Below are 19978 nucleotides of genomic sequence, written 5' to 3'. Positions count from 1 at the left end.
GGTGGCCCGACTACTTCGCCGCGGCCGGCCCGTAGGGCGGGCGCGGAATCGCCCGGTGGGCCGCGCGCAGGGCCGCCGACCAGCGCTCACGAAGGTCGTGGAAGTAGCTCTCGCCGGCCTCGATGCGATGGTTCACCTCGAGGTCCAGGGCGTTGCGGCGCGCGACCGCGATGTCGATCGGCAGCCCGACGCCGAGATTCGAGCGCATGGTCGAATCCATCGAGACCAGCCCGACCTTCAGGGCGTCGTAGAGCTCGGTCTCGTACTTCACCGCCCGGTCGAGGATCGGCTTGCCGTACTTGTGCTCGCCGATCTGCAGGAACGGCGCGTCGCCGCTGCACTCGATGAAGTTGCCGGCCGCGTAGATCAGGTAGAGCTTCATCGGATCCGTTCCGATCTGCCCGCCGAACAGGAGGGAGACGGAGAAGCGCAGGTTGGCGGCCTCGAAGCCGGCTTTCTCGATCTCACGCACCCTGCGGATGGCGCGGCCCACGAGCTGGGCCGCCTGGAACATCGTCGGCGCCTCGACGAGCTTCATCTTCGGCTCGCCGGCATCGCCTTCGACACCCTCGGCGAGAAGGCTGAGGACCGATTGGGTGATCGAGAGGTTGCCTGCCGAGGCCAGCATCATCACCCGTTCGCCGGGCACGTTGAAGTGGTGCAGCTTGCGATAGGTCGAGATGTCGTCGAGCCCGGCATTGGTCCGGGTGTCGGCGATCATCACAAGGCCCTCTTCCACGAGGACGCCGACACAATAGGTCATGGCTCGGTCTTTCCGGGGCTTGGGTCCCTCGCGCGCACGAGCGCGATCAGGACTGAACGTTCGCCTGTGCCTGCTCTACGCGAAGCGTCACGTCCAGGGTTTCGGTGCCGCCACCCATGCGGCTGCCGCGAATCGGCGCCGCACCGAGATAGTCGAGGGCGACCGCGACGCGGATATGGGCCTCGGTGGTGGCGATCCCGTTGGCCGCATCAAAGCCGACCCAGCCGAGCCCCGGCACGAGGGCTTCAGCCCAGGCATGGCCCGAGCCCTGATCGGTCTCGCCGTCGGAATGATGGAAGTAGCCCGAGATGTAGCGGGCGGGGATTTCGAGGTGGCGCGCCGCGGCGATGAACAGGTGGGTGACGTCCTGGCAGACCCCCTTCTCTTGCGCGAAGGCCTGGGCCGCGTTGGTGCTGGCGCTGGCCGGCCCCGGAACGAAGGCGACGCGCGCGTGGACCGCAGCGAGCAACCGATGCAGGATCGGCAGCGGGGCCGGATCCCCGGCCTCCGCGACCTCGCGGGCGAAGGCCTGGATCCCGTCATTTGCGAGGGCGAGGTCGGAATCGCGCAGGTAGAACACGTCGGGCACGCGCTCGACCGTGCCGCGCACGATGCCGTGCATCTCGATCGTGTCGACCTCTCCGGTCACGCGGATCGAGAGGGCTTCGGCCGGCTCGTCGGCGGTGAACCAGTGCACCACGTTGCCGAATCCGTCTTCGCGCTCGCTGACGCGCCCGTCGACCGAGGGCTCGATGCGCCAGCGCCGGACATACTGGCCGTCATGGTCGCGCGGGCGCATGCGCAGGACCTGGATCAAGCCCCGGGCCGGCTGCTCGTAGGTGTAATTGGTCTCGTGAAAGACGCGAATTCGCATGCGGCGACCTTTGCGCGGCCTCGGATTTGGGGCCGGCTCTATACCAGATATTGCTCGATGACCGCGGCGCCGAGTCGATTGTTCTCGGCGATGAACTCCGTCACGAACTCGTGGAGTCCGGAGGAGAAGATGCGGTTGATGTTCTCGCCCTCGAGTCGTGCCAGCGTGTTGCTCGCCAGCCGCTGGCTCGCGCCGCGCCGTCCATAGGCATCGGCGATCAGGTCCAGATGCTCCACCAGCATGCCGTAGCAGTTGGTGAAGGAGCGCGGCATCTGCCGGTTGAGGATGAGCAGGTCGGCCACCAGCAGCGGCTTCACGCTCTCCCGGTAGACCCAGTGATAGGCGTTGAAGGCCGAGACCTCGCGCAGGATCGTGGTCCACTGGAAGTAGTCGAGGCTGCCGCCGATCTTCTCCGAGGCCGGCAGCAGGATGCGGTATTTCACGTCGAGGATGCGGGCGGTGTTGTCGGCCCGCTCGATCGCGGTGCCGAGTCGGGTGAACCAATAGGCATCGTTGCGCAGCATCGTCCGATAGGCCGAGCCGTCGAAGGCGAGCGAGACGCCCTTCACCCAGTCGAGGAATCGGGTGAATTCGTCGCGGTTGAGGTCCCGGCCCTCGTAGTTGCGCAGTTCGAGCCAGGCCCCGTTGATCGCGTCCCACATCTCGGTTGTGAGCGCCGTGCGCACGCTGCGGGCGTTCTCGCGGGCGGTCTCGATGCAGGAGCGGATCGAGGACGGATTGTGGGGGCTGAAGGCGAGGAAGTCGCAGACGGTGGCTTCCGTCACGCTGTCGTAGAGGGGCTTGAACACCTCCGGATCGCCGGCCGAGGCCAGCGCCGAGGCCCACTCGTTGGTCTCGCCGCCGCCGTAGCTGGAGGGCAGGGCGGCCAGCCGCAGCGCCGCATCGAGAATGCGGGCGACGAACTCCGCCCGCTCGGCATAGCGCGAGAGCCAGTACAGGTTGTCTGCGGTCCGGGACAGCATGGGGTTCCGTTGAGACGCCGGCCGGGCGCGGGGCGCTGCGACCGCTGGGCTGAAGGGACTATGCCGGTGGCGGCAATCGATTGGGAAGGCCCCCGGCACGGAACGCCGTGGCGGGGAGCCCGGATTGTCTCAGGCGTCGAGGACCCAGGTGTCCTTGGTGCCGCCGCCCTGGCTCGAATTCACGACCAGGGATCCCTCCTTCAGGGCCACGCGCGTCAGGCCGCCGGGCACGATTCGGATCTCGTCCGAGCCGCAGAGCACGAAGGGGCGCAGGTCCACGTGCCGGGGCGCGACTCCGGAGGCGACGAAGGTCGGGCAGGTCGAGAGCGCCAGGGTCGGCTGGGCGATGAAACCGTCGGGGGCATGCTTGAGCTTGCGCCCGAACTCCTCGATCTCGCGCTTGGTGGCATGCGGGCCCACCAGCATGCCGTAGCCGCCCGAGCCGTTGACCTCCTTCACCACGAGCTCGGCGAGGTTGTCCATGACGTAGGCGAAGGCCTCCTTCTCGCGGCAACGATAGGTCGGCACGTTGTGCAGGATCGGCTCTTCGCCGGTGAAGAACCGCACGATCTCCGGCATGTAGCTGTAGACCGCCTTGTCGTCGGCGATGCCGGTGCCCACCGCGTTCGCGAGCGTCACGGTCCCGCGCTCGTAGGCGTTCATGATGCCGGGCACGCCGAGCACAGAATCCGGACGGAACACCAGCGGATCGAGGAAGTCGTCATCGAGGCGGCGATACAGCACGTCGACCCGGCGCGGGCCCTCCGTGGTGCGCATGTAGACGACGTCGTCCTTGGTGAAGAGGTCGGACGCCTCCACGAGGTCGACGCCGAGCTTGTCCGCCAGGAACGAGTGCTCGTAGAACGCCGAGTTGTAGCGGCCGGGGGTCAGCAGGGCGACGGTGGGGTCGCGGGTCGCGGTGGAGGGCGCCAAGCTCCGCAGGGTCGCCAGCAGCGCGTCCGGATAATTCTCCACGGGGGCCACCCGGTGCCGCGAGAACAGCTCCGGGAACAGCCGCAGCATCACCTCGCGGTTCTCCAGCATGTAGGACACGCCGGACGGGGTCCGGGCATTGTCCTCCAGCACGAAGAAGTCGTTCTCGCCGGTGCGCACGATGTCGATGCCCGCGATGTGGACGTAGAGGTCGTGCGGGACCCGGAAGGCGCGCATCTCCATGCGGTAATGCGGGTTGCGGTAGACGAGGTCGGCCGGGATGATGCCGGCCTTGATGCATTCCTGGGCGCCGTAGATGTCCTTCAGGAAGGCGTTGATCGCGGTGACGCGCTGCTTCAGCCCGCGCTCCAGGAAGCCCCATTCCGGTTTGGTGATGACGCGGGGGATGATGTCGAACGGGATCAGGCGCTCGGTGGATTCGTTGGCGCCGTAGACCGCGAAGGTGATGCCGATGCGGCGGAACAGCATCTCCGCCTGGCTGCGGCGGGTGTTGAAATGCTCCGGCGGCGTCGTGTCGAGCCAGGTCTTGAGGCTGTTGTAGGCTTCACGCACGGCGGGGTCGCTCAGCGCCCCATCGGGCAGCCCGGTCATCTCGTCGAATGCAGCGAGCGCCATTCGCGCCTCTCCCTTGAAACGCCACCACCCAGGCAAGAAACCTAGCACGTCAGCTAGGCAAGAGGCGCGCCAGCGGCCCGTCGTCGGGGTCTTCGCCTACCTCTCTGACGTGCAACGTAGCACGTTCAAATCAACTTCAAGCCCTTGAAGCTGGCGTGCCCCTCCCGGCCGAGGATGATGTGATCGTGGACCACGATGCCCAGGGGATCGAGCACGCCGATGATCTCACGGGTCATGCGGATGTCGGCGGCCGAGGGGGTCGGGTCGCCGGACGGGTGGTTGTGCGCGAGGAGGATCGCCGTGGCCGAGAGTTCCAACGCCCGGCGCGCCACCTCGCGGGGATAGACGGGCGTGTGGTCCACCGTGCCGCGGCCTTGGACTTCGTCGGCGATGAGGTGGTTGCGCCGGTCGAGGAACAGGACCCGGAACTGCTCGCGGGGCGCGAAGGCCATGGTGGCGCGGCAATATTCGAGGACGGCGGCCCAGGACGACAGCAGCGGCCGCTCGGCGATCGCGCCTCGCGCCAGCCGGTGGCCTGCCGCTTCGATGAGCTTGAGATCGGCGATGATTCCGGCCCCGATGCCTTCGATTTCAGCAAGTCGCGCGGGCTCGGCGCTGATCACCTCGGCAAAGCTGCCGAAGCGCCGGATCAGCGCCTTGGCCAGGGGCTTCACGTCCCGGCGCGGTATGGCGCGGAACAGGGCGAGTTCGAGGAGTTCGTAATCCGGGAGCGCGTCGGCGCCGGCCTGCGCGAAGCGGGCGCGCAGTCGGTCGCGATGGCCGAGATAATGCGGCTCGGACTCGCCCGGTTTCGGCTTGCCCGGGTTCGACATGCCCGGTTTCGACTTGCCCGGGTCGTCCCCCGAGGCGTCGGGTCGGGGCGGGGGCCGGGCGCTCACGGGCTGGCCGTCAGGCGGCCGTGGGGACCGGCTGGTGCAGGCCCTTCGGCGAAAGGGTGAAGATCTCCACGCCCGTCTCCGTCACCGCGACGGTGTGCTCGAATTGGGCCGAGAGCGAGCGGTCGCGCGTCACCGCCGTCCAGCCGTCGGAAAGCACCTTCACGGCCGGGCGCCCGAGATTGATCATCGGCTCCACCGTGAAGAACTGCCCGGGCTGGAACTTCACGTCGTAGCTCGGCTCGACGTAGTGCAGGATCGTGGGGGCGTCGTGATAGGTGCGCCCGAGGCCGTGGCCGCAGAAATCGCGCACCACCGAGCAGCGCTCGGCCTCCGCGTAGGCCTGGATCGCCCGGCCGATATCGGTGGTCGATCCGCCCGGCTTGATCGCCGCGATGCCCCGCATGAGGCATTCGTGCGTGATCTCGCAGAGGCGCTCGGCCTTGCGCTGAACCTCGCCGACATAGGCCATGCGGCTCGAATCCCCGTGCCATCCATCGAGGATGAGGCAAATGTCGAGGTTGACGATGTCGCCCTCGCGCAGGGGTTTGTCGTTGGGGATGCCGTGGCAGACCACGTGGTTGATGGAGGTGCAGATCGACTTCGGATAGCCGCGGTAGAGCAGCGAGGCCGGATAGGCGCCGTTGTCCATGGCGAAGGTGTAGGCCAGCTTGTCGAGTTGCTCCGTGGTGACGCCGGGGGCCGTCGCCTCCATCAGCACGTCGAGGGCCTCCGCCGTCAGCCGGCCCGCCCGGCGCATGCCTTCGAATCCCTCCGGGCCGTGGAGCGGCGGCTGGGGCGAGCGGCGTCCGCTCTCGGAGACGGCCTGTTCGTTCTGGGTCATGGATGACGGTTTCGTGCGGATGCCGGATCGGGTCGCACCATATGTACGGTGGCGCGTGCGCGAGGCCAACCCTCGCGGACCCGCCGCCCACCGGCGGCCCGCCCGCATTGCACTAGGCGTATGGCGAGCGAGCGGATAGAGACGGGGGCGGGCAGACCCTTACACACACGGTGCCCGGGGCGGACGCGACATGTCCCACCGGGCCGGCAGGCAGGACGAGGCGATGGCTGACAAGGCGGTGCCGCATTTCCACAACGAACCCGGCGTGGCCGTGATTCATGTCGGTTCGAAGGAGTTCATGTGCATCGGGGCCAAGCCCCCCTTCGACCATCCGCACATCTTCCTCGACATGGGCACCGAGACCGAGACGATCTGCCAGTACTGCTCGACCCTGTTCCGCTATCGGCCGACCCTGGCCGCCGGCACTGCCGACCCGGCTACCTGCGTCTGGGACGACCGGGTCTCGGCCGCCGCCTGACGCGCCGGACGGGATCAGCCCGATGTCGGGACTGAACATCGCCATCGTGGGCGCCGGGATCGGCGGTCTGACGGCCGCGCTCGCCCTCGACGGCGCCGGGCATACCGTGGCGCTGATCGAGCGACGGACCGGTTTCAGCGAGGTCGGGGCGGGCATCCAGCTCTCGCCGAACGCCAGCCGGGTGCTGATCGGCCTGGGCCTCGGTGCGGCGCTCCGCAGGGCGGCGAGCGAGCCGCCCCAGGTCGTGGTGCGGTCGCTTCGGGGCGGGGAGCCGATCGGCGGCGTCGCGCTGGGGGCGAGCCATCGGGACACCTTCGGCGCGCCCTACTACGTCATCCACCGGGCCGACCTGCAGACCCTGCTGCTCGACGCGGTGCGGGGCCGTCCGAAGATCCGGCTGCTCGTGGGCCGTGACGTCACCGGCTATGCCGAGCGGCCGGACGGGGCCGACCTCACCCTGGAAAGCGGCAGCGGCGCCCGTGCCGAGACCTTCGCGGCCGACCTCGTCATCGCTGCGGACGGCGTGCGCTCGCGCCTGCGCGGCCACCTCGACAGCCAGGACCTGCGCTCCTGCCGGGCTGCGGCGTGGCGGGCCATCGTGCCTCGGGATGCGCTGCCGCCGGAACTCGACGCGGAGAGCACCGGCCTCTGGCTCGGAGCCGGGCGTCACGTCGTGCATTACCCCATCCGCGGCGGTCAGCACGTCAACGTCGTCGCGGTAGTTCCCGAGCGGACGGGCAGCGAGGGCTGGGGCCAACTCGGCGAACCTGCCATCCTGCGAGCCCGGTTCCGTGACGCGGCCCCGCCACTCGCGAGCCTGCTCGCGATCCCCGATTCCTGGCTGGTCTGGTCCCTCGAGGATCGGCCGGCGGCGCGACCGATGGCGGGCGGGCGGCTGGCCCTCATGGGCGACGCCGCGCATCCGATCCTGCCCTTCCTGGCGCAGGGCGCCGCCCTCGCCATCGAGGATGCCGCCGTGCTCACCAAGCTCATCGGACCCGCGGGGGCGTCCCAGGATCTGTCCGCGGCGCTCCTACAATACGCCGTCGCCCGGTCGGCCCGCGCCCGTTGGGTGCGCAAGGCCGCTCGCGCCAACGGCCGAACCTATCATGCCGGTGCCCTGGTCGGGCCGATCCGCAACGCGGTGATGCGCCGCCTCGGGCCGGAGGGCCTGAATCGCCGCTACGCCTGGCTCTACGGATGGACGCCTTGATCTCCCCGGCGGGCCCCGCTACCGCTGGTCCCGGCATGCGGACGTGGCGAAACCGGTAGACGCACGAGACTTAAAATCTTGCGGCTGTAAGGCTGTGCGGGTTCGAGTCCCGCCGTCCGCACCAATTCCTCATAAATTTTGAACGGTGCCAGCGAGTTGCTGGCAGCGGGACGTTGTTCGGCGTGCCCCGCTTTGCCCGAAAGCCTGAACCACGCGACCGTCGCCGGCCCCTGAGCCGCGTCTCAGCGCCGCTTCCTTCGCCTGCCGAGGAGTAGGGCGACCACCCCTAGAAGGGCCACTCCAGCCACAATCGTCGAGGTCGGCGGGGAACCGCGCTTCTGTCGGGACGGCGGCAGCCCGTCCCGGCCAACCGCGCTGCTGCCGAGAAGCCATCTCAGCGAACGACGCAGTTCCTCGGTGGCGTTGCGCTCGAACCAGTGACCGTGGGTGAAGATGACCCGTTCGGGCTCGAACGCCACGAGCCGTCGCGCCGCGTCAGCCACCGCGCGACGGTTCGTCCGCAGCAGGAGCCTGAGGTAGAGCGGTGCCTTGCCGTCCGGCGCAACGATCCCCAGCACCCGGGCTAGCGGCCGGATGAGCACGGGGAGAAGGTCGGCCTCCAGATTGATGATGAGGTCCGTGAGGAGGAGCGAACCGGTCGCGCGGTGATAGAGGGCGACCTCCTTGAACACCGGTCCGGCGATCAGCACCTGATCGATCTCGTTCGCCCAGACCCGTGGCGACCTGTCTCCGAGCTCCGCATCGATCCGAACACCGGAGCGGCGAACCTGCCCACGGTCCTCGAGCCCCGGTACGGCCCAGGTGATGGCATTGGGGCAGGCCGCCTGCCAGTCCTTCAGGAACATCCAGTGACCGACGCTCGGGGCAACGAGATGCCCGATGCGTCCGAGCCTTTCCAAGGCGTGCTGAAGCTCGGGGCGGTACGGAATGGGGGAGTGCAGGAGCAACTCGCCGCCGGCCAGTCGCAGCACCGTCATGCGTATCGGCAGGGGTATCCCGCCCGCGTGGACGGGGGCCGCGTCCACGATCCAGACGCCGTCGGCGACCTGTTTCGGGACGTTCAGGGGCGGATAGCTGAGGTCGTGCGCCAAGTCGCTGGGCTCCCGGAAGGTGGTCTGCCCTGGGAAACCAGCGCCGGGGGCCTTCAGGTCCATCGCTCGATGACGGCCTGCCTATGATCCAGACCATCACCGCCACAGCGGCCTCCCTTCTGCGGTCTGGGCGCGCTGCCTTTCTGGTGATTGGGGGGGTCTCCACGCACCGTCGGAGCGCAGGGCTATCGAACGCCGTTTAAAGCCGGTTCGATTTCAGGTTCCGCGCAAAGCGTGATGCGGCGCACGGAAGCCCCGGGACGCACGGCCGGTGCGATCATCCCCGGGCGTCCGTCTACTCGGGCGGTCATCACCGAGATCGCCCGTCACCCGATCTCGTGCGTGGCGGGGGCGGCGAGGTCGTCGGAATTGGCGGGCGCCGGCGCCAGCAAGGCGGCTTCGACACGGTTCCGCCCGGCGCGCTTGGCGCGGTAGAGCGCATCGTCGGCGGATTTGAGGAGATCGCCGGCGCTGACGCCGAGGGCCCCGAGGCTGCCATGCGCGGCGGTGACGCCCACGCTGATCGTCACCGACGCGGTCTCGCCCAACCCCGGATGCGGGTAGGCCATTCGGGCGACCGCGACCCGCAGGCTCTCGGCGAGGGCCCAGGCCGTCTCCGGCTCCGCCCGGGGCATGCGGACGATGAACTCCTCACCGCCATAACGGGCGATATGCGCGCCCTGGGCTTCGGCGGCGGCCTTCAGCACGCCCGCCACATGCTGGAGGCAGCGATCGCCCTCCGGGTGGCCGGCGGTATCGTTGAGGCGCTTGAAGGCGTCGATGTCGATCAGGGCCACCGCCGACCAAGCGTCGTTCGCGCAGGCGAGAGCCCAGCCGGCCTGTAGCTCCACCGTGAAGGCGCGCCGGTTGGCGAGGCCCGTCAGTGCATCGGTCTCGGACAGGATGACGAGGCGCGCGTTGGCCTCGGCGAGATCCGCATCCCGGCGCGCCTTCTCCAGGGTCAGCAGGAAGGTCTCCTTCCGCGTCCATTCGCGGGAATAGGCGAGCTTCAGGGGAACGAGGACGAGGCTGGCGATCAGCAGCGGCAGTCCGGTCGGCTCGTTGCGCGGCAACATGAGGCAGGTCACGTACGCGACATAGAGCACGAACGCGGCGCCGCAGAAGACGAGGCAGTGGCGGAACGAGAGCGGTGCGATCATGCCGACCACGAGGGGCACGATCACGGCCAGGATGCGGTAGGTGTCCGCGTGGCTCGGCGGCGCGATCTCCGCGCTGTTGAGCACGATCGCCATGTCCACCAGCGCCACCGACGTCACCACCGTCGCTTGGCGGACCGTCGTCGGTGTGCCGTGCAGGGCCATGATCGCCGCGATCGTGAGCGGCAGGAAGACGCCGAGGGTGAGCAGCGCCGGAACGACGACGCGCTCGGGACCGAAGACGTCGAAGTCCAGTTTCAGGGACAGGACGTTGAACAGGATGAAGACGACGAGCCAGGACTGGAGATAAGCGCCCGACGAAATCCGCACCGTCTCGGCGAACCCGGCCTCGAGGGGGCCGGGAAGCGCCAGGCGATACCAGGACCTGCTTCGGGCTGCCTCGATCAGGCTCGGATTCACATCATGCATGGGATCGACCGCAAGCGATGGCGCAATGCTGTGCATCCTATCCTTGAAGGCCGTTAAATTTCCTGATGGATTGGACACCTTTCGGCTCAAGAACCGGAAAAGCCGGTTCTGTCGCGCGGAGCGATCACCCCGGGCCGTTTCCGGCCGGGGATCGGCCCGCGAACGGCTCCCGGCCGGTCCGGGAATCCACGCGCGCACCATTGACGGCGCACGGGTCGGAGCGAGATCACGCAACGGTGCGTTGGCATGCCGACGTGCTCAGATGGAAGCGACGCCCGTCCTCGCAACCGATCGCGGGAGGCGGCGGGCTTTGCCCCGATGCGAGGAGAGTTTGGCCATGAGCGCGCTTCACCCGGACATCGCCGCCGTCACGGCCCGCGTCATCGAACGGTCCGGTCCGACCCGGAAAGCCTATCTCGACCTGATCGCCCGGGAGCGGGATTCCGGCGTCCGTCGTCCGATGCTGAATTGCGGCAACCTTGCGCACGGATTCGCGGCCTCCGGCGAGGACAAGGCGACGATCAAATCCGGCCGCGCGATGAACATCGCCATCGTCACCGCCTACAACGACATGCTGTCCGCCCATCAGCCCTATGGCCGCTACCCCGAGCAGATGAAACTGTTCGCCCGCGAGGTCGGGGCGACGGCCCAGGTCGCGGGCGGCGTGCCGGCGATGTGCGACGGCGTCACGCAAGGCCAGCGCGGCATGGAGCTGTCGCTGTTCTCCCGCGACACCATCGCGCTCTCCACGGCGGTGGCCCTGAGCCACGGCATGTTCGACGGGGCGGCGCTGCTGGGTATCTGCGACAAGATCGTGCCCGGACTGCTCATCGGGGCCCTGCGCTTCGGGCACCTGCCGATGGTCCTCATCCCGGCCGGGCCGATGCCTTCGGGGCTGGCGAACAAGGAGAAGCAGCGCATCCGCCAGCTCTACGCCGAGGGCAAGGTGGGGCGTGACGAGCTGCTCGAATCGGAATCCGCCTCCTATCACGGGGCCGGCACCTGCACCTTCTACGGCACCGCCAATTCCAACCAGATGATGATGGACGTGATGGGCCTGCACATGCCCGGCGCCTCCTTCATCAATCCGGGCACGAAGCTGCGCCAGGCGGTGACCCGCGCGGCCGTGCACCGCCTCGCCGAGATCGGGGCCGACGGCAACGACTACCGGCCCCTCGGCCATTGCGTCGACGAAAGGGCGATCGTGAACGCGGTGGTCGGGCTCCTGGCCACGGGGGGCTCGACCAACCACGCCATCCACCTGCCGGCCATCGCGCGGGCGGCGGGCATCGTTCTCGACTGGACCGATTTCGACCGGCTCTCGGCGGTGGTGCCGCAGGTCGCCAAGGTCTACCCGAACGGGTCGGGCGACGTGAATCACTTCCACGCGGCCGGGGGCATGTCCTACGTCATCGCCAGCCTGATCGATGCCGGGCTGCTTCATGACGACATCCTCACCGTGGCCGGCACGCGCCTGCGCGACCATGCCCGCGACCCGAAGCTCATCGACGACGCACTCGTGTTCGAGGATGCCCCCGCACGCTCGCATGACGAAAGCATCCTGCGCAGCCCTGCCGACGCCTTCCAGCCGGATGGCGGCATGCGGCTGGTCGCGGGCAATCTCGGCCGCGCCACCTTCAAGACCAGCGCGGTCGAGCCCTCCCGCTGGACGATCGAGGCGCCGGCCCGCGTCTTCGATGACCAGGACGACGTCATGGCTGCGTTCAAGGCGGGCGAACTGGAACGCGACGTGGTCGTGGTGGTGCGCTTCCAGGGGCCGCGGGCCAACGGTATGCCCGAACTGCACAAGCTGACGCCTCAGCTCGGCGTGCTGCAGGACCGGGGCTTTCGCGTGGCCCTCGTCACCGACGGACGCATGTCGGGCGCGTCCGGCAAGGTGCCGGCTGCGATCCATCTCAGCCCGGAGGCCCTCGGCGGCGGCCCACTGGCGCGGCTGCGCGATGGCGACATCGTCCGGCTGAGTGCGGAGGACGGGACGCTGGAGGCCCGTGTCGACCCGGCCGAGTGGGCGAGCCGCACGGAGGCCGTCGCGCCGCCGCCGGCCTTCGGGACCGGTCGCGAGCTCTTCGCCTTCATGCGCCACGGCGCCGACGGCGCGGAGCAGGGCGCCTCGGCCATGCTCGCCGCCGCCGGCCTCTAGATTCCGCTCCACCCCCGCCAAGGACGCGATTCCATGACCTCCATGATGACCTCCATCGATGCCCTGATGCGTTCCGTTCCCGTCATCCCGGTCCTGGTGGTGGAGTCGGTCGACCAGGCCGAGCCCATCGCCGCTGCCCTGGTGGCGGGGGGGCTGACGGCGCTGGAGGTGACCCTGCGCACCCCGGCCGCCCTCGACGTGATCCGCATCATGGCGCGCGTGGACGGCGCGGTGGTGGGCGCCGGGACGGTCCTCAACGAACGCGACCTCGATGCCGCCCTGGAGGCCGGTGCGACCTTCATCGTCAGCCCCGGTCTCACCGACCCGCTGACCAAGGCCGCGCTGGCGCGCGGTGTTCCCTACCTGCCGGGCGTGGCGAACGCGGCGGACATCATGCGCGGGCTCGACCATGGGCTCGACCGCTTCAAGTTCTTCCCGGCCGAAGCCGCCGGCGGCATCAAGGCGCTGAAGGCCCTGGCGGGTCCCTTCGGGCATGTCCGATTCTGCCCCACCGGCGGCATCGCCGAGGCGACGGCCCCGGACTGGCTCGCCCTGAAGCCGGTGCTCTGCGTGGGCGGGAGCTGGGTCGTCCCCCCGGGTACGCCGGACCCGGACCTGATTCGCCGCTCGGCCGAAGCCGCGAATCGCCTCCGGCCTGCCTGATCGGCGCGGGCCGACGACGCGCCGCACCATCGACGCCGGAGGGACGCATCCACCGGCCGGTCGCTCGATGATTCACCCGGTTCACGAACAGTTCTACGGATCGGTGTCCTGGTCGACTGCGTGCAACGTCGCGTCGCCCGCGTCCCCGATCCACCAGGGGACTGAGGGCCCGACCTATTCGCGTCAGCGCGAAGCGTATCGGCGACCGAGAATCATATCGCCCCACGCACGTTGCACGCGGATTTCGTATCGCCCGGGGATGGAGACGAGCGACGACGTTTCCGACCTCGACGGAAACCATTCACGAACTGGCCTGCACTTCGGGACCGCCGACCTGGGAAACAATCTTCCCTTTCATCCCTGCAGCGGCGTGATTCGTTGCGACGGAGCCTCTCCCCTGCGGTGAACTGCTGGTTGTGCCCTGGTTCTCCCCAGATCCGCATCCCCTCGCGCGAGAAGAATCTTCTTCGAGAAAACCCATCGGATCACCAGCCGTCTATTCTCCAGGCGCAGATCAGGAATGTGTCAAACATCAAGAATTATTCCGTATTTTCTGTGACTTGCACGCGTCCGACCGACCGGTCGAGCGACCCCGGATGGCTCTTTCCTGTGCCGAAACCTGCCTCCGGAACAGGCACTTAGCCGTCTGATCAACGTTGCACGGCGGCAACAGCCCCGGGGAACCGCCGGACCGATCACGATTCCGAGTTGCCGCCGGGAACACGCTCGCACAAAGTGACCCTGCGCTGACGGGAACGTCGGGGCGGAACAATTTCCAGCGGTTAACGCTCGGTTATTTAAAAACAAAGGGCGGTACGACATCGGGATCCTCGTAGATCTCGGGCGTGGCAAGCCTTCCCTCGGGTCTCGAAGCTTTTGGAGATATCAATGAAGCTCTTGAAGAGCTCGCTTCTCGCCTCCGCGGCAGGGTTTGCCGCGGTCGCCGGAGCACAGGCAGCCGACCTCCCGGTCAAGAAGGCCGCCCCCATCGAATACGTCCGCGTCTGCTCCGCTTACGGCGCCGGCTTCTTCTACATCCCCGGCACCGAGACCTGCATCCGTCTCTCCGGCCGCGCCCGCCTCGACGTCGGCTACCAGCCGACCGACGCCCGCACGAGCCAGAACTCGCAGGGTGATACGACCGGCTATATCGGTCTCGCCCGCATCAACGTCGATGCCCGCACCCAGACGGACTACGGCACCCTGCGCGCCTTCGTGCGTCTCCAGTTCGCTTCGCGCACCGGCGCTGTCGGTGGTCTCCGCTCGGGCACCCAGGAGCGTATCGGTAACGCCTTCGGCGCCACCGGCCAGGACCAGAGCGGCCGCGTGCAGCAGTTCGTGAACACCGACAAGGCGTTCATCCAGTTCGCCGGCCTCACCGCTGGTCGCGCCTCCTCGTTCTTCGACTTCTACGCCCACGACTTCGAGTTCGCCGGCGCCACCCTGAACTCGGACCTGCAGTCGACCAACCTGCTCGCCTACACGAGCAAGCTCGGCGGCACCGGCTTCTCGGCGACCATCTCGCTCGAAGATCCGTCGTTCCGCCGCAACACCATCTTCTCGCAGGAATCGGCGACAGTTGGCGCCCTCTCGCGCGTGATCGTCTCAACGAACGCTGCGGGCGTTCCTACCCTCGGTGCTCTTGACGTTTCGCAGCGCAATCGCATGCCCGACTTCGTCGGTGCCCTGCGCTACGACGCCGCCTGGGGCTCTCTGCAGCTCTCCGCTGCCGTTAAGGAGCTGAACACCAGCAACGCCTTCAACGCGGGTGGCCTCACCGCCGTCGGCGGTGGCTTCTTCGCACCGAACCTAGTTGGTCCGGGCGCCCGCGTTTCGAGCGAGTACGGCTGGGCCGTGCAGGCCGGCGCGAAGATCAACCTGCCCTTTATCGCCCCCGGCGACACTCTGTACCTGCAGGGCGCCTATGGCGAGGGCGCGACTCTCTACACCGGCTACTCCTCGTACAACGGCAGCTACTCCTCGCGCGTAAGCACGATCAGCGGCGCCGCCTTCGACCCCTACATGTCGGATGCCACGCTCAATCCCCTCACGGGTAAGATCGATCTCTCAACCAGCTTCACGGTTGTTGGTTCGTTCCTGCACTACTGGACCCCTCAGTGGCGCTCTGCTGTGTTCGGCAGCTACGGCGAGATGTCTTTCGCGCGTGGCGCGCGTGAAGCCAATGCGGCTGTATACGGAGCCTCAAGCTTGGCGGGCAATGCTTCCTCGAACAGCTTTGTCGGTCCGGTAGGTACCCGCGCCTTCAATCTGAGCCCGACTCTGCGTGACAACTATCAGATCGTTGCGGGTGCCAGCTTGATCTGGTCGCCGGTTAAGGACCTTGATATCGGTCTCGAGGGCTTCTACACCAAGGTCGGCGTCCAGAACGGTCGTGTGATCGATCAGTACAGCAACGGTGTCCTGACTGCCGCTCAGATCAATGGCACGGCTACCGTCGCTCCCGCCGCTGTCCGCACTGTCACCGCCTCCGACACCTTCCAGCTTCGCGCCCGCGTCCAGCGCGACTTTTAAGTCGAGCTTGTGGCAGACCCGGCCTGTCCTTCAGTCTGGGTCTGCGGCCGCGAAATACCTTCGAGACGAGCGAACTGGCCCGGCTGCAAAGCCGGGCCTTTTTGCTTTGGCAAAACCGACGCCGTGCAGGATGGACACGCGTTCGGCACGCGCTTTGCCAGGGGATGCCGCGTTCCCGCTTCGGACAGCGCGAAAACAGCGATTGCGGCGGCATGTTCCGCTGCTACGTTGCCACGGTAAGCCCCGGCGATCACCGGTGGGGTGGTCGGCCCTTAGGAGTCAGCCTACAGATGCGTTCGAGTCATCAGAGATCCACCCTCTCCGCCGCGGCCCTGAGCCTCGTGCTGGCTGTTGCCACGGGAGGGAGCGCCCTGGCGCAAGACCTCACGGGAACCCTGAAGAAGATCAAAGAAACCAATCAGATCAACATCGGCTACCGGGACGCATCGGTTCCGTTCTCCTACCTCGACGGCGACCAGAAGCCCGTCGGTTACGCCTTCGAGATCTGTCAGAAGGTCGCCGAGGCGGTGAAGACCCACCTCAAGCTGCCGAACCTCGAGGTCAAGCTGAACCCGGTCACCTCCGCGACCCGGATCCCGCTGATCGCCAACGGCACGATCGATCTCGAGTGCGGCTCGACCACCAACAACGCCGATCGCCAGAAGCAGGCAACCTTCACCAACACCCACTTCCTGACAGCGACGCGCTACGTTGCAAAGAAGTCCGCCAAGCTCGACAAGATCGAGGACCTGAAGGGCAAGACCGTCGTCTCCACCTCCGGCACCACCAACATCCGCCAGATCAACGAGGCCAACACTGCGCGCAACCTCGGCCTGACGATCCTGCCGGCAAAGGATCATGCGGAAGCCTTCCTGATGGTTGAGACCGGCCGCGCCGTGGCCTTCGTCATGGACGACGTGCTGCTGGCCTCCCTGGCCGCCAGTTCGAAGGAGCCAGGTGCTTACGCGATCTCCAGCGAGGCGCTCTCGAAGCCCGAGCCCTACGGCATCATGCTCCGCAAGGACGACGCGCCCTTCAAGGCAGTCGTCGATGAGGCCACCGCGAAGCTCTACAAGAGCCCCGAGGGTAAGGCGCTCTACGAGAAGTGGTTCACGAAGCCGATCCCGCCGCGCGGCATCAACCTCAACCTGCCGATGAGCGAGGCCATGGCGAAGGCCTTCGCTTCGCCGAGCGACAGCCCGGATCCGGCGGCCTACTGAGCCCGGCTTGAGCAGAATCGGCTCCGGTCGCGCGCGACCGGTGCAGATCCGACGATCGACGCCTCGCCCTGCCCGGGCGGGGCGTCGTGCATTTCAGGGCCCCCGCGCCTCCTGCGACGTTGCTCCTGAAATGAAGCGGCGGTGATTTACCGGTCGCGGTTCGCATCGCGGGTCGTGGTCCCGCCGGCGAGGCGCGTCATGGTGGCGAACAGGACCGACCAATCGACGGGTTTGGCCACATGCGCGTCCATGCCCTCCGCATGGCAGCGCTCGATCTCCTCCGTCATGGCATTGGCCGTGAGGGCGATGATGGGCACGCGGGCGCGGCCCTCGGATTGCTCCCGCGCCCGGATCGCGCGGGTCGCCGCGAGACCATCCTGCCCCGGCATCTGAACATCCATGAGCACGAGGTCGAAGGGCTCCCCTTCGAAGGCGGCGATGATGGCGCGTTCGCCATCATCCACCATCGTCACCGCGTGACCCTTCTGGCGCAGCACCGCGCCGATGATCTCCTGGTTGATGCCGTTGTCCTCGGCCAGCAGGACGCGCCAGAGCGCGCCCTCCGATTTCTGGAGCAGGGGCGTGGGCCGGTCCCGAGCCTCGCCCTCGGGGGCGGCGAGCCGCAGCGGCACCTCGAACCAGAAGGTCGAGCCCTCGCCGAAGCGGCTCTCCACCCCGATCTCCCCGCCCATAAGGTGGACCAGGCGCTTGCTGATCGTCAGGCCGAGGCCGGTACCGCCATAGTGGCGCGAGGTCGAGCCATCGGCCTGGGCGAAGCGCTCGAACAGGAGCGGCAGCGTCTCCGGCAGAATGCCGATCCCGGTATCGACGAGTTCGATACGGAGTCGGGGGCGCGGGCCGCGCAGCGCGGACGGGTCCGGCCGCCACAGGACCCGCAGGGTGACCGAGCCGTGCGGCGTGAACTTGATCGCGTTGGTGGCGAGGTTCAGGATGACCTGGCGCAGCCGCGTCGGGTCGCCCAGAACCCAGTTCGGGACGTTGGGCGCGATCTCCACGCCGAACCGGACCGATCGGCCCACGAGGGTCTCGATGCTGAGTTCGCGACAGCCGTCGATCATGGATCGCAGGCTGAAGGGCAGCGCCTCGATGGCGAGATGGCCGGCCTCGATCTTCGAGAAGTCGAGGATGTCGTTGACGATGGTGAGGAGCGAGCGCGCCGATTCCCGGGCCAATCCGATGAGGCGGCCCTGATCCCGCGTGAGCGTCGGATCCTCGTACAGGAGGTCGTGCACACCGAGGATGCCGGCCAGCGGCGTCCGCAATTCGTGGCTCATGGTCGCGAGGAACTCGGCCTTCGCCCGGACTGCGGCCTCGGCGGCGATCCGGGCGCTGCGCAGATCCGCCTCCTGGGTCTGCCGCTGCGAGACGTCCCGAAGCGCCTGGATGACCTGGGTGCCCCCGTTCTCCTTGATTCGCCGGAACGCCCCCTCGACCCAGAGGTAGGACCCGGATTGATGGCGCATGCGGTAGACCGCCGATCCGCTCGGCTGCTCGGCCCGGAGGCCGTCGAGGGTCCTCGACAGGGTCGCGAGGTCGTCCGGGTGTACCAGCGTGCGCAGCCCGATGCGGTTCGCCGCCTCCGCGGAGTAGCCCAGCATGCTCGTGACGGCGGGGGAGATGTAGAGGTGCCGTCCGTCGGCGTCGTCGAGGACGATGAGGTCGGAGGTGTAGTCGGCCAGCAGGCGGTAGCGGGCCTCGCTCTCGCGCAGCCGCTCATCCGACCGCCGGCGTTGCGTGATGTCCGTCAGGGTCTGGACGTGGCCGTCGCCGGTCAGCAGGGGCAGGGACCGGACTTCGATGACACTGCCATCGGCGCGACGGCGTTCGGACCGCAGGTCCGTGGTGCGGCGCTTCTCGTCGAGGTGCCAGTGCTTGGGGTCCTGGATCGAGGTCCCCCAGGCGCCGCTGGCGCGCAGGTGGCGACGCAGGGCGCGGTAATCCGCCCGGGTCGACATCAGGTCGGGTGGCAGGGCCAGGATCTCGGCGGCCCGCCGGTTGATGACCGGAACCGTCCCGTCGGCGGAGATCATCAGGAGGCCCTGGTCCATGCTCTCCAGGGTCACCTCCAACTGGGCGGACTTGTCCGCCAGGGCCCGCTCCGCCTGCTTCAGTTCGGTGACGTCGGCGAACACGCCGAAGATCGAGGGCACCCGGCCGGACACCCCGCCCGCCGCCGGATCGAACTGGCAAAGCCCCCGGACCAGGACGTCGCGGACATCGCCCGAGGGACGCACCAGCCGTAGCGCGATGTCGAAGCCCTCACGCCGCCGCACGGCACGGGCGACCGAGGCCCAGACCCGGGCCCGATCCTCCGGGTGGTAGGCGGCGAGGCTGCTCCGGATCGTCGGCGTGACGCTACCCGGTTCGAGCCCGTGGATGCGGAACACCTCGTCCGACCAGTTCAGCTGCCGGGTCCGCAACTCGAGATGCCAGTGTCCGACATGGGCGACCTGTTCGGCCATGACCAGAAGGCGGTTCGAAGCGCGGGCCTCGTCCTCGGCGAACTTCAGGTGGGTGATGTCGCGGATGCGTACGAAGATCCGGTCGACGGCCTGCGTCGCCGGATCGCGCCAGGGCTCGCAGACGGCCTCGCGGAGCGTGCTCTCCGTCTGCTCCTGGAAGCAAACCGTATCGCCGGAAGCGACCGCCTGCGCGAGGGCGGACCGCATCCGCTCGGCCGGCCCCTGGGCCCGCACCGCGTCGAGGGGTTGTCCGACCGCCTCGCCGCCCTTGCCGGTCGAGCGGGCCGCGGCCGGATTCCAGGCCGCGAGTCGGAACCCGTGCGGCGGCGCCACGTGAAAGATGAATTGCGGGTCCGACGACGCCGCGAACAGGTCGCGCAGCAGCGTCTCCGCGGCCTGCGGAGCCGCATCGGGGCGGGGCCGCCGACCTCCCGGAATGCGCAGGCCGAGGAACGCGAGGCCGGCCACAGCGCGGTCGAGGATCGTTGTCCCGGCTCCCCGGGCCGGGGATCCTCCATCCGGGCGTGCGATCGAATCGGTTCCGCTCTTCGAGGACGTCACTGCTCGGGGCGGATTCGAACCCGGATCTCCGGACCTCGGA

General features: G+C 68.2%; 15 protein-coding genes and 1 tRNA gene. 7 read left to right on the top strand and 9 right to left on the bottom strand.

Annotated elements, in window-relative coordinates; translation table 11 throughout:
- Positions 1-10: 10 nt before the first annotated feature.
- The 6 genes from OF380_RS03115 to map all read right to left on the bottom strand — a co-directional run bounded on the left by OF380_RS03115 (position 11) and on the right by map (position 5929).
- On the bottom strand, positions 11-763 hold the full coding sequence (locus OF380_RS03115; RefSeq protein ID WP_264049326.1) for a peptidase: 753 nt from the start codon (positions 761-763) through the stop codon (positions 11-13).
- Positions 764-809: 46 nt separating this feature from the next.
- Positions 810-1637 carry a transglutaminase family protein gene (locus OF380_RS03110; RefSeq protein WP_264049325.1) on the bottom strand — a complete coding sequence of 276 codons (828 nt, stop codon included), beginning with the start codon at positions 1635-1637 and terminating at the stop codon, positions 810-812.
- A 38-nt stretch (positions 1638-1675) separates the two neighbouring features.
- Positions 1676-2620: an alpha-E domain-containing protein gene (locus OF380_RS03105; RefSeq protein ID WP_264049324.1), complete on the bottom strand. Its 945-nt coding sequence runs from the start codon at positions 2618-2620 to the stop codon at positions 1676-1678.
- A 129-nt stretch (positions 2621-2749) separates the two neighbouring features.
- Positions 2750-4189 carry a circularly permuted type 2 ATP-grasp protein gene (locus OF380_RS03100; protein ID WP_264049323.1) on the bottom strand — a complete coding sequence of 480 codons (1440 nt, stop codon included), beginning with the start codon at positions 4187-4189 and terminating at the stop codon, positions 2750-2752.
- Positions 4190-4314: 125 nt separating this feature from the next.
- Positions 4315-5022 (bottom strand): RadC family protein, encoded by a 708-nt coding sequence (gene radC, locus OF380_RS03095; RefSeq protein WP_264051169.1) that lies wholly within the window; start codon positions 5020-5022, stop codon positions 4315-4317.
- Between the two features lie 76 nt (positions 5023-5098).
- Complete coding sequence (gene map / locus OF380_RS03090; protein ID WP_264049322.1) at positions 5099-5929, bottom strand: type I methionyl aminopeptidase; 831 nt, start codon at positions 5927-5929, stop codon at positions 5099-5101.
- A gap of 223 nt (positions 5930-6152) precedes the next feature.
- Here map and OF380_RS03085 point away from each other — a divergent pair, with 223 nt between their 5' ends.
- The 3 genes from OF380_RS03085 (at position 6153) to OF380_RS03075 (ending at position 7744) form a co-directional block, all read left to right on the top strand.
- Complete coding sequence (locus OF380_RS03085; protein WP_264049321.1) at positions 6153-6407, top strand: zinc-finger domain-containing protein; 255 nt, start codon at positions 6153-6155, stop codon at positions 6405-6407.
- 22 nt (positions 6408-6429) lie between these two features.
- Positions 6430-7620: an FAD-dependent monooxygenase gene (locus tag OF380_RS03080; protein WP_264049320.1), complete on the top strand. Its 1191-nt coding sequence runs from the start codon at positions 6430-6432 to the stop codon at positions 7618-7620.
- A gap of 37 nt (positions 7621-7657) precedes the next feature.
- Positions 7658-7744 (top strand) — tRNA-Leu (locus OF380_RS03075).
- 118 nt (positions 7745-7862) lie between these two features.
- On the opposite strand, the gene OF380_RS03070 is transcribed toward OF380_RS03075, so the two are convergent.
- Both OF380_RS03070 and OF380_RS03065 read right to left on the bottom strand, forming a co-directional pair.
- Positions 7863-8732 carry a DUF4336 domain-containing protein gene (locus tag OF380_RS03070; protein WP_264049319.1) on the bottom strand — a complete coding sequence of 290 codons (870 nt, stop codon included), beginning with the start codon at positions 8730-8732 and terminating at the stop codon, positions 7863-7865.
- A gap of 326 nt (positions 8733-9058) precedes the next feature.
- Complete coding sequence (locus tag OF380_RS03065; protein WP_264049318.1) at positions 9059-10318, bottom strand: GGDEF domain-containing protein; 1260 nt, start codon at positions 10316-10318, stop codon at positions 9059-9061.
- A 337-nt stretch (positions 10319-10655) separates the two neighbouring features.
- Between OF380_RS03065 and edd the strand changes: the two genes are divergently transcribed.
- From edd to OF380_RS03045, 4 genes are all read left to right on the top strand, one after another.
- A complete protein-coding gene (gene edd / locus OF380_RS03060) occupies positions 10656-12479 on the top strand; it encodes a phosphogluconate dehydratase (RefSeq protein ID WP_264049317.1) in 1824 nt (607 codons plus the stop codon).
- 45 nt (positions 12480-12524) lie between these two features.
- Entirely contained in the window at positions 12525-13142 is a 618-nt protein-coding gene (gene eda / locus OF380_RS03055; protein ID WP_264051168.1) for a bifunctional 4-hydroxy-2-oxoglutarate aldolase/2-dehydro-3-deoxy-phosphogluconate aldolase, read from the top strand.
- Between the two features lie 888 nt (positions 13143-14030).
- Positions 14031-15674: a porin gene (locus OF380_RS03050; protein WP_264049316.1), complete on the top strand. Its 1644-nt coding sequence runs from the start codon at positions 14031-14033 to the stop codon at positions 15672-15674.
- Between the two features lie 290 nt (positions 15675-15964).
- Positions 15965-16894 carry an amino acid ABC transporter substrate-binding protein gene (locus tag OF380_RS03045; RefSeq protein WP_264049315.1) on the top strand — a complete coding sequence of 310 codons (930 nt, stop codon included), beginning with the start codon at positions 15965-15967 and terminating at the stop codon, positions 16892-16894.
- A gap of 146 nt (positions 16895-17040) precedes the next feature.
- Here the strand turns inward: OF380_RS03045 and OF380_RS03040 are convergent, their stop codons facing one another.
- A complete protein-coding gene (locus OF380_RS03040) occupies positions 17041-19845 on the bottom strand; it encodes a PAS domain S-box protein (protein ID WP_264049314.1) in 2805 nt (934 codons plus the stop codon).
- Positions 19846-19978 lie beyond the last annotated feature (133 nt).

The organism is Methylobacterium sp. FF17, from assembly GCF_025813715.1.
Lineage (GTDB): Bacteria > Pseudomonadota > Alphaproteobacteria > Rhizobiales > Beijerinckiaceae > Methylobacterium > Methylobacterium flocculans.
Note: the sequence above shows the minus strand (reverse complement) of the source record. Positions and strands in the feature narration are given on the sequence as shown.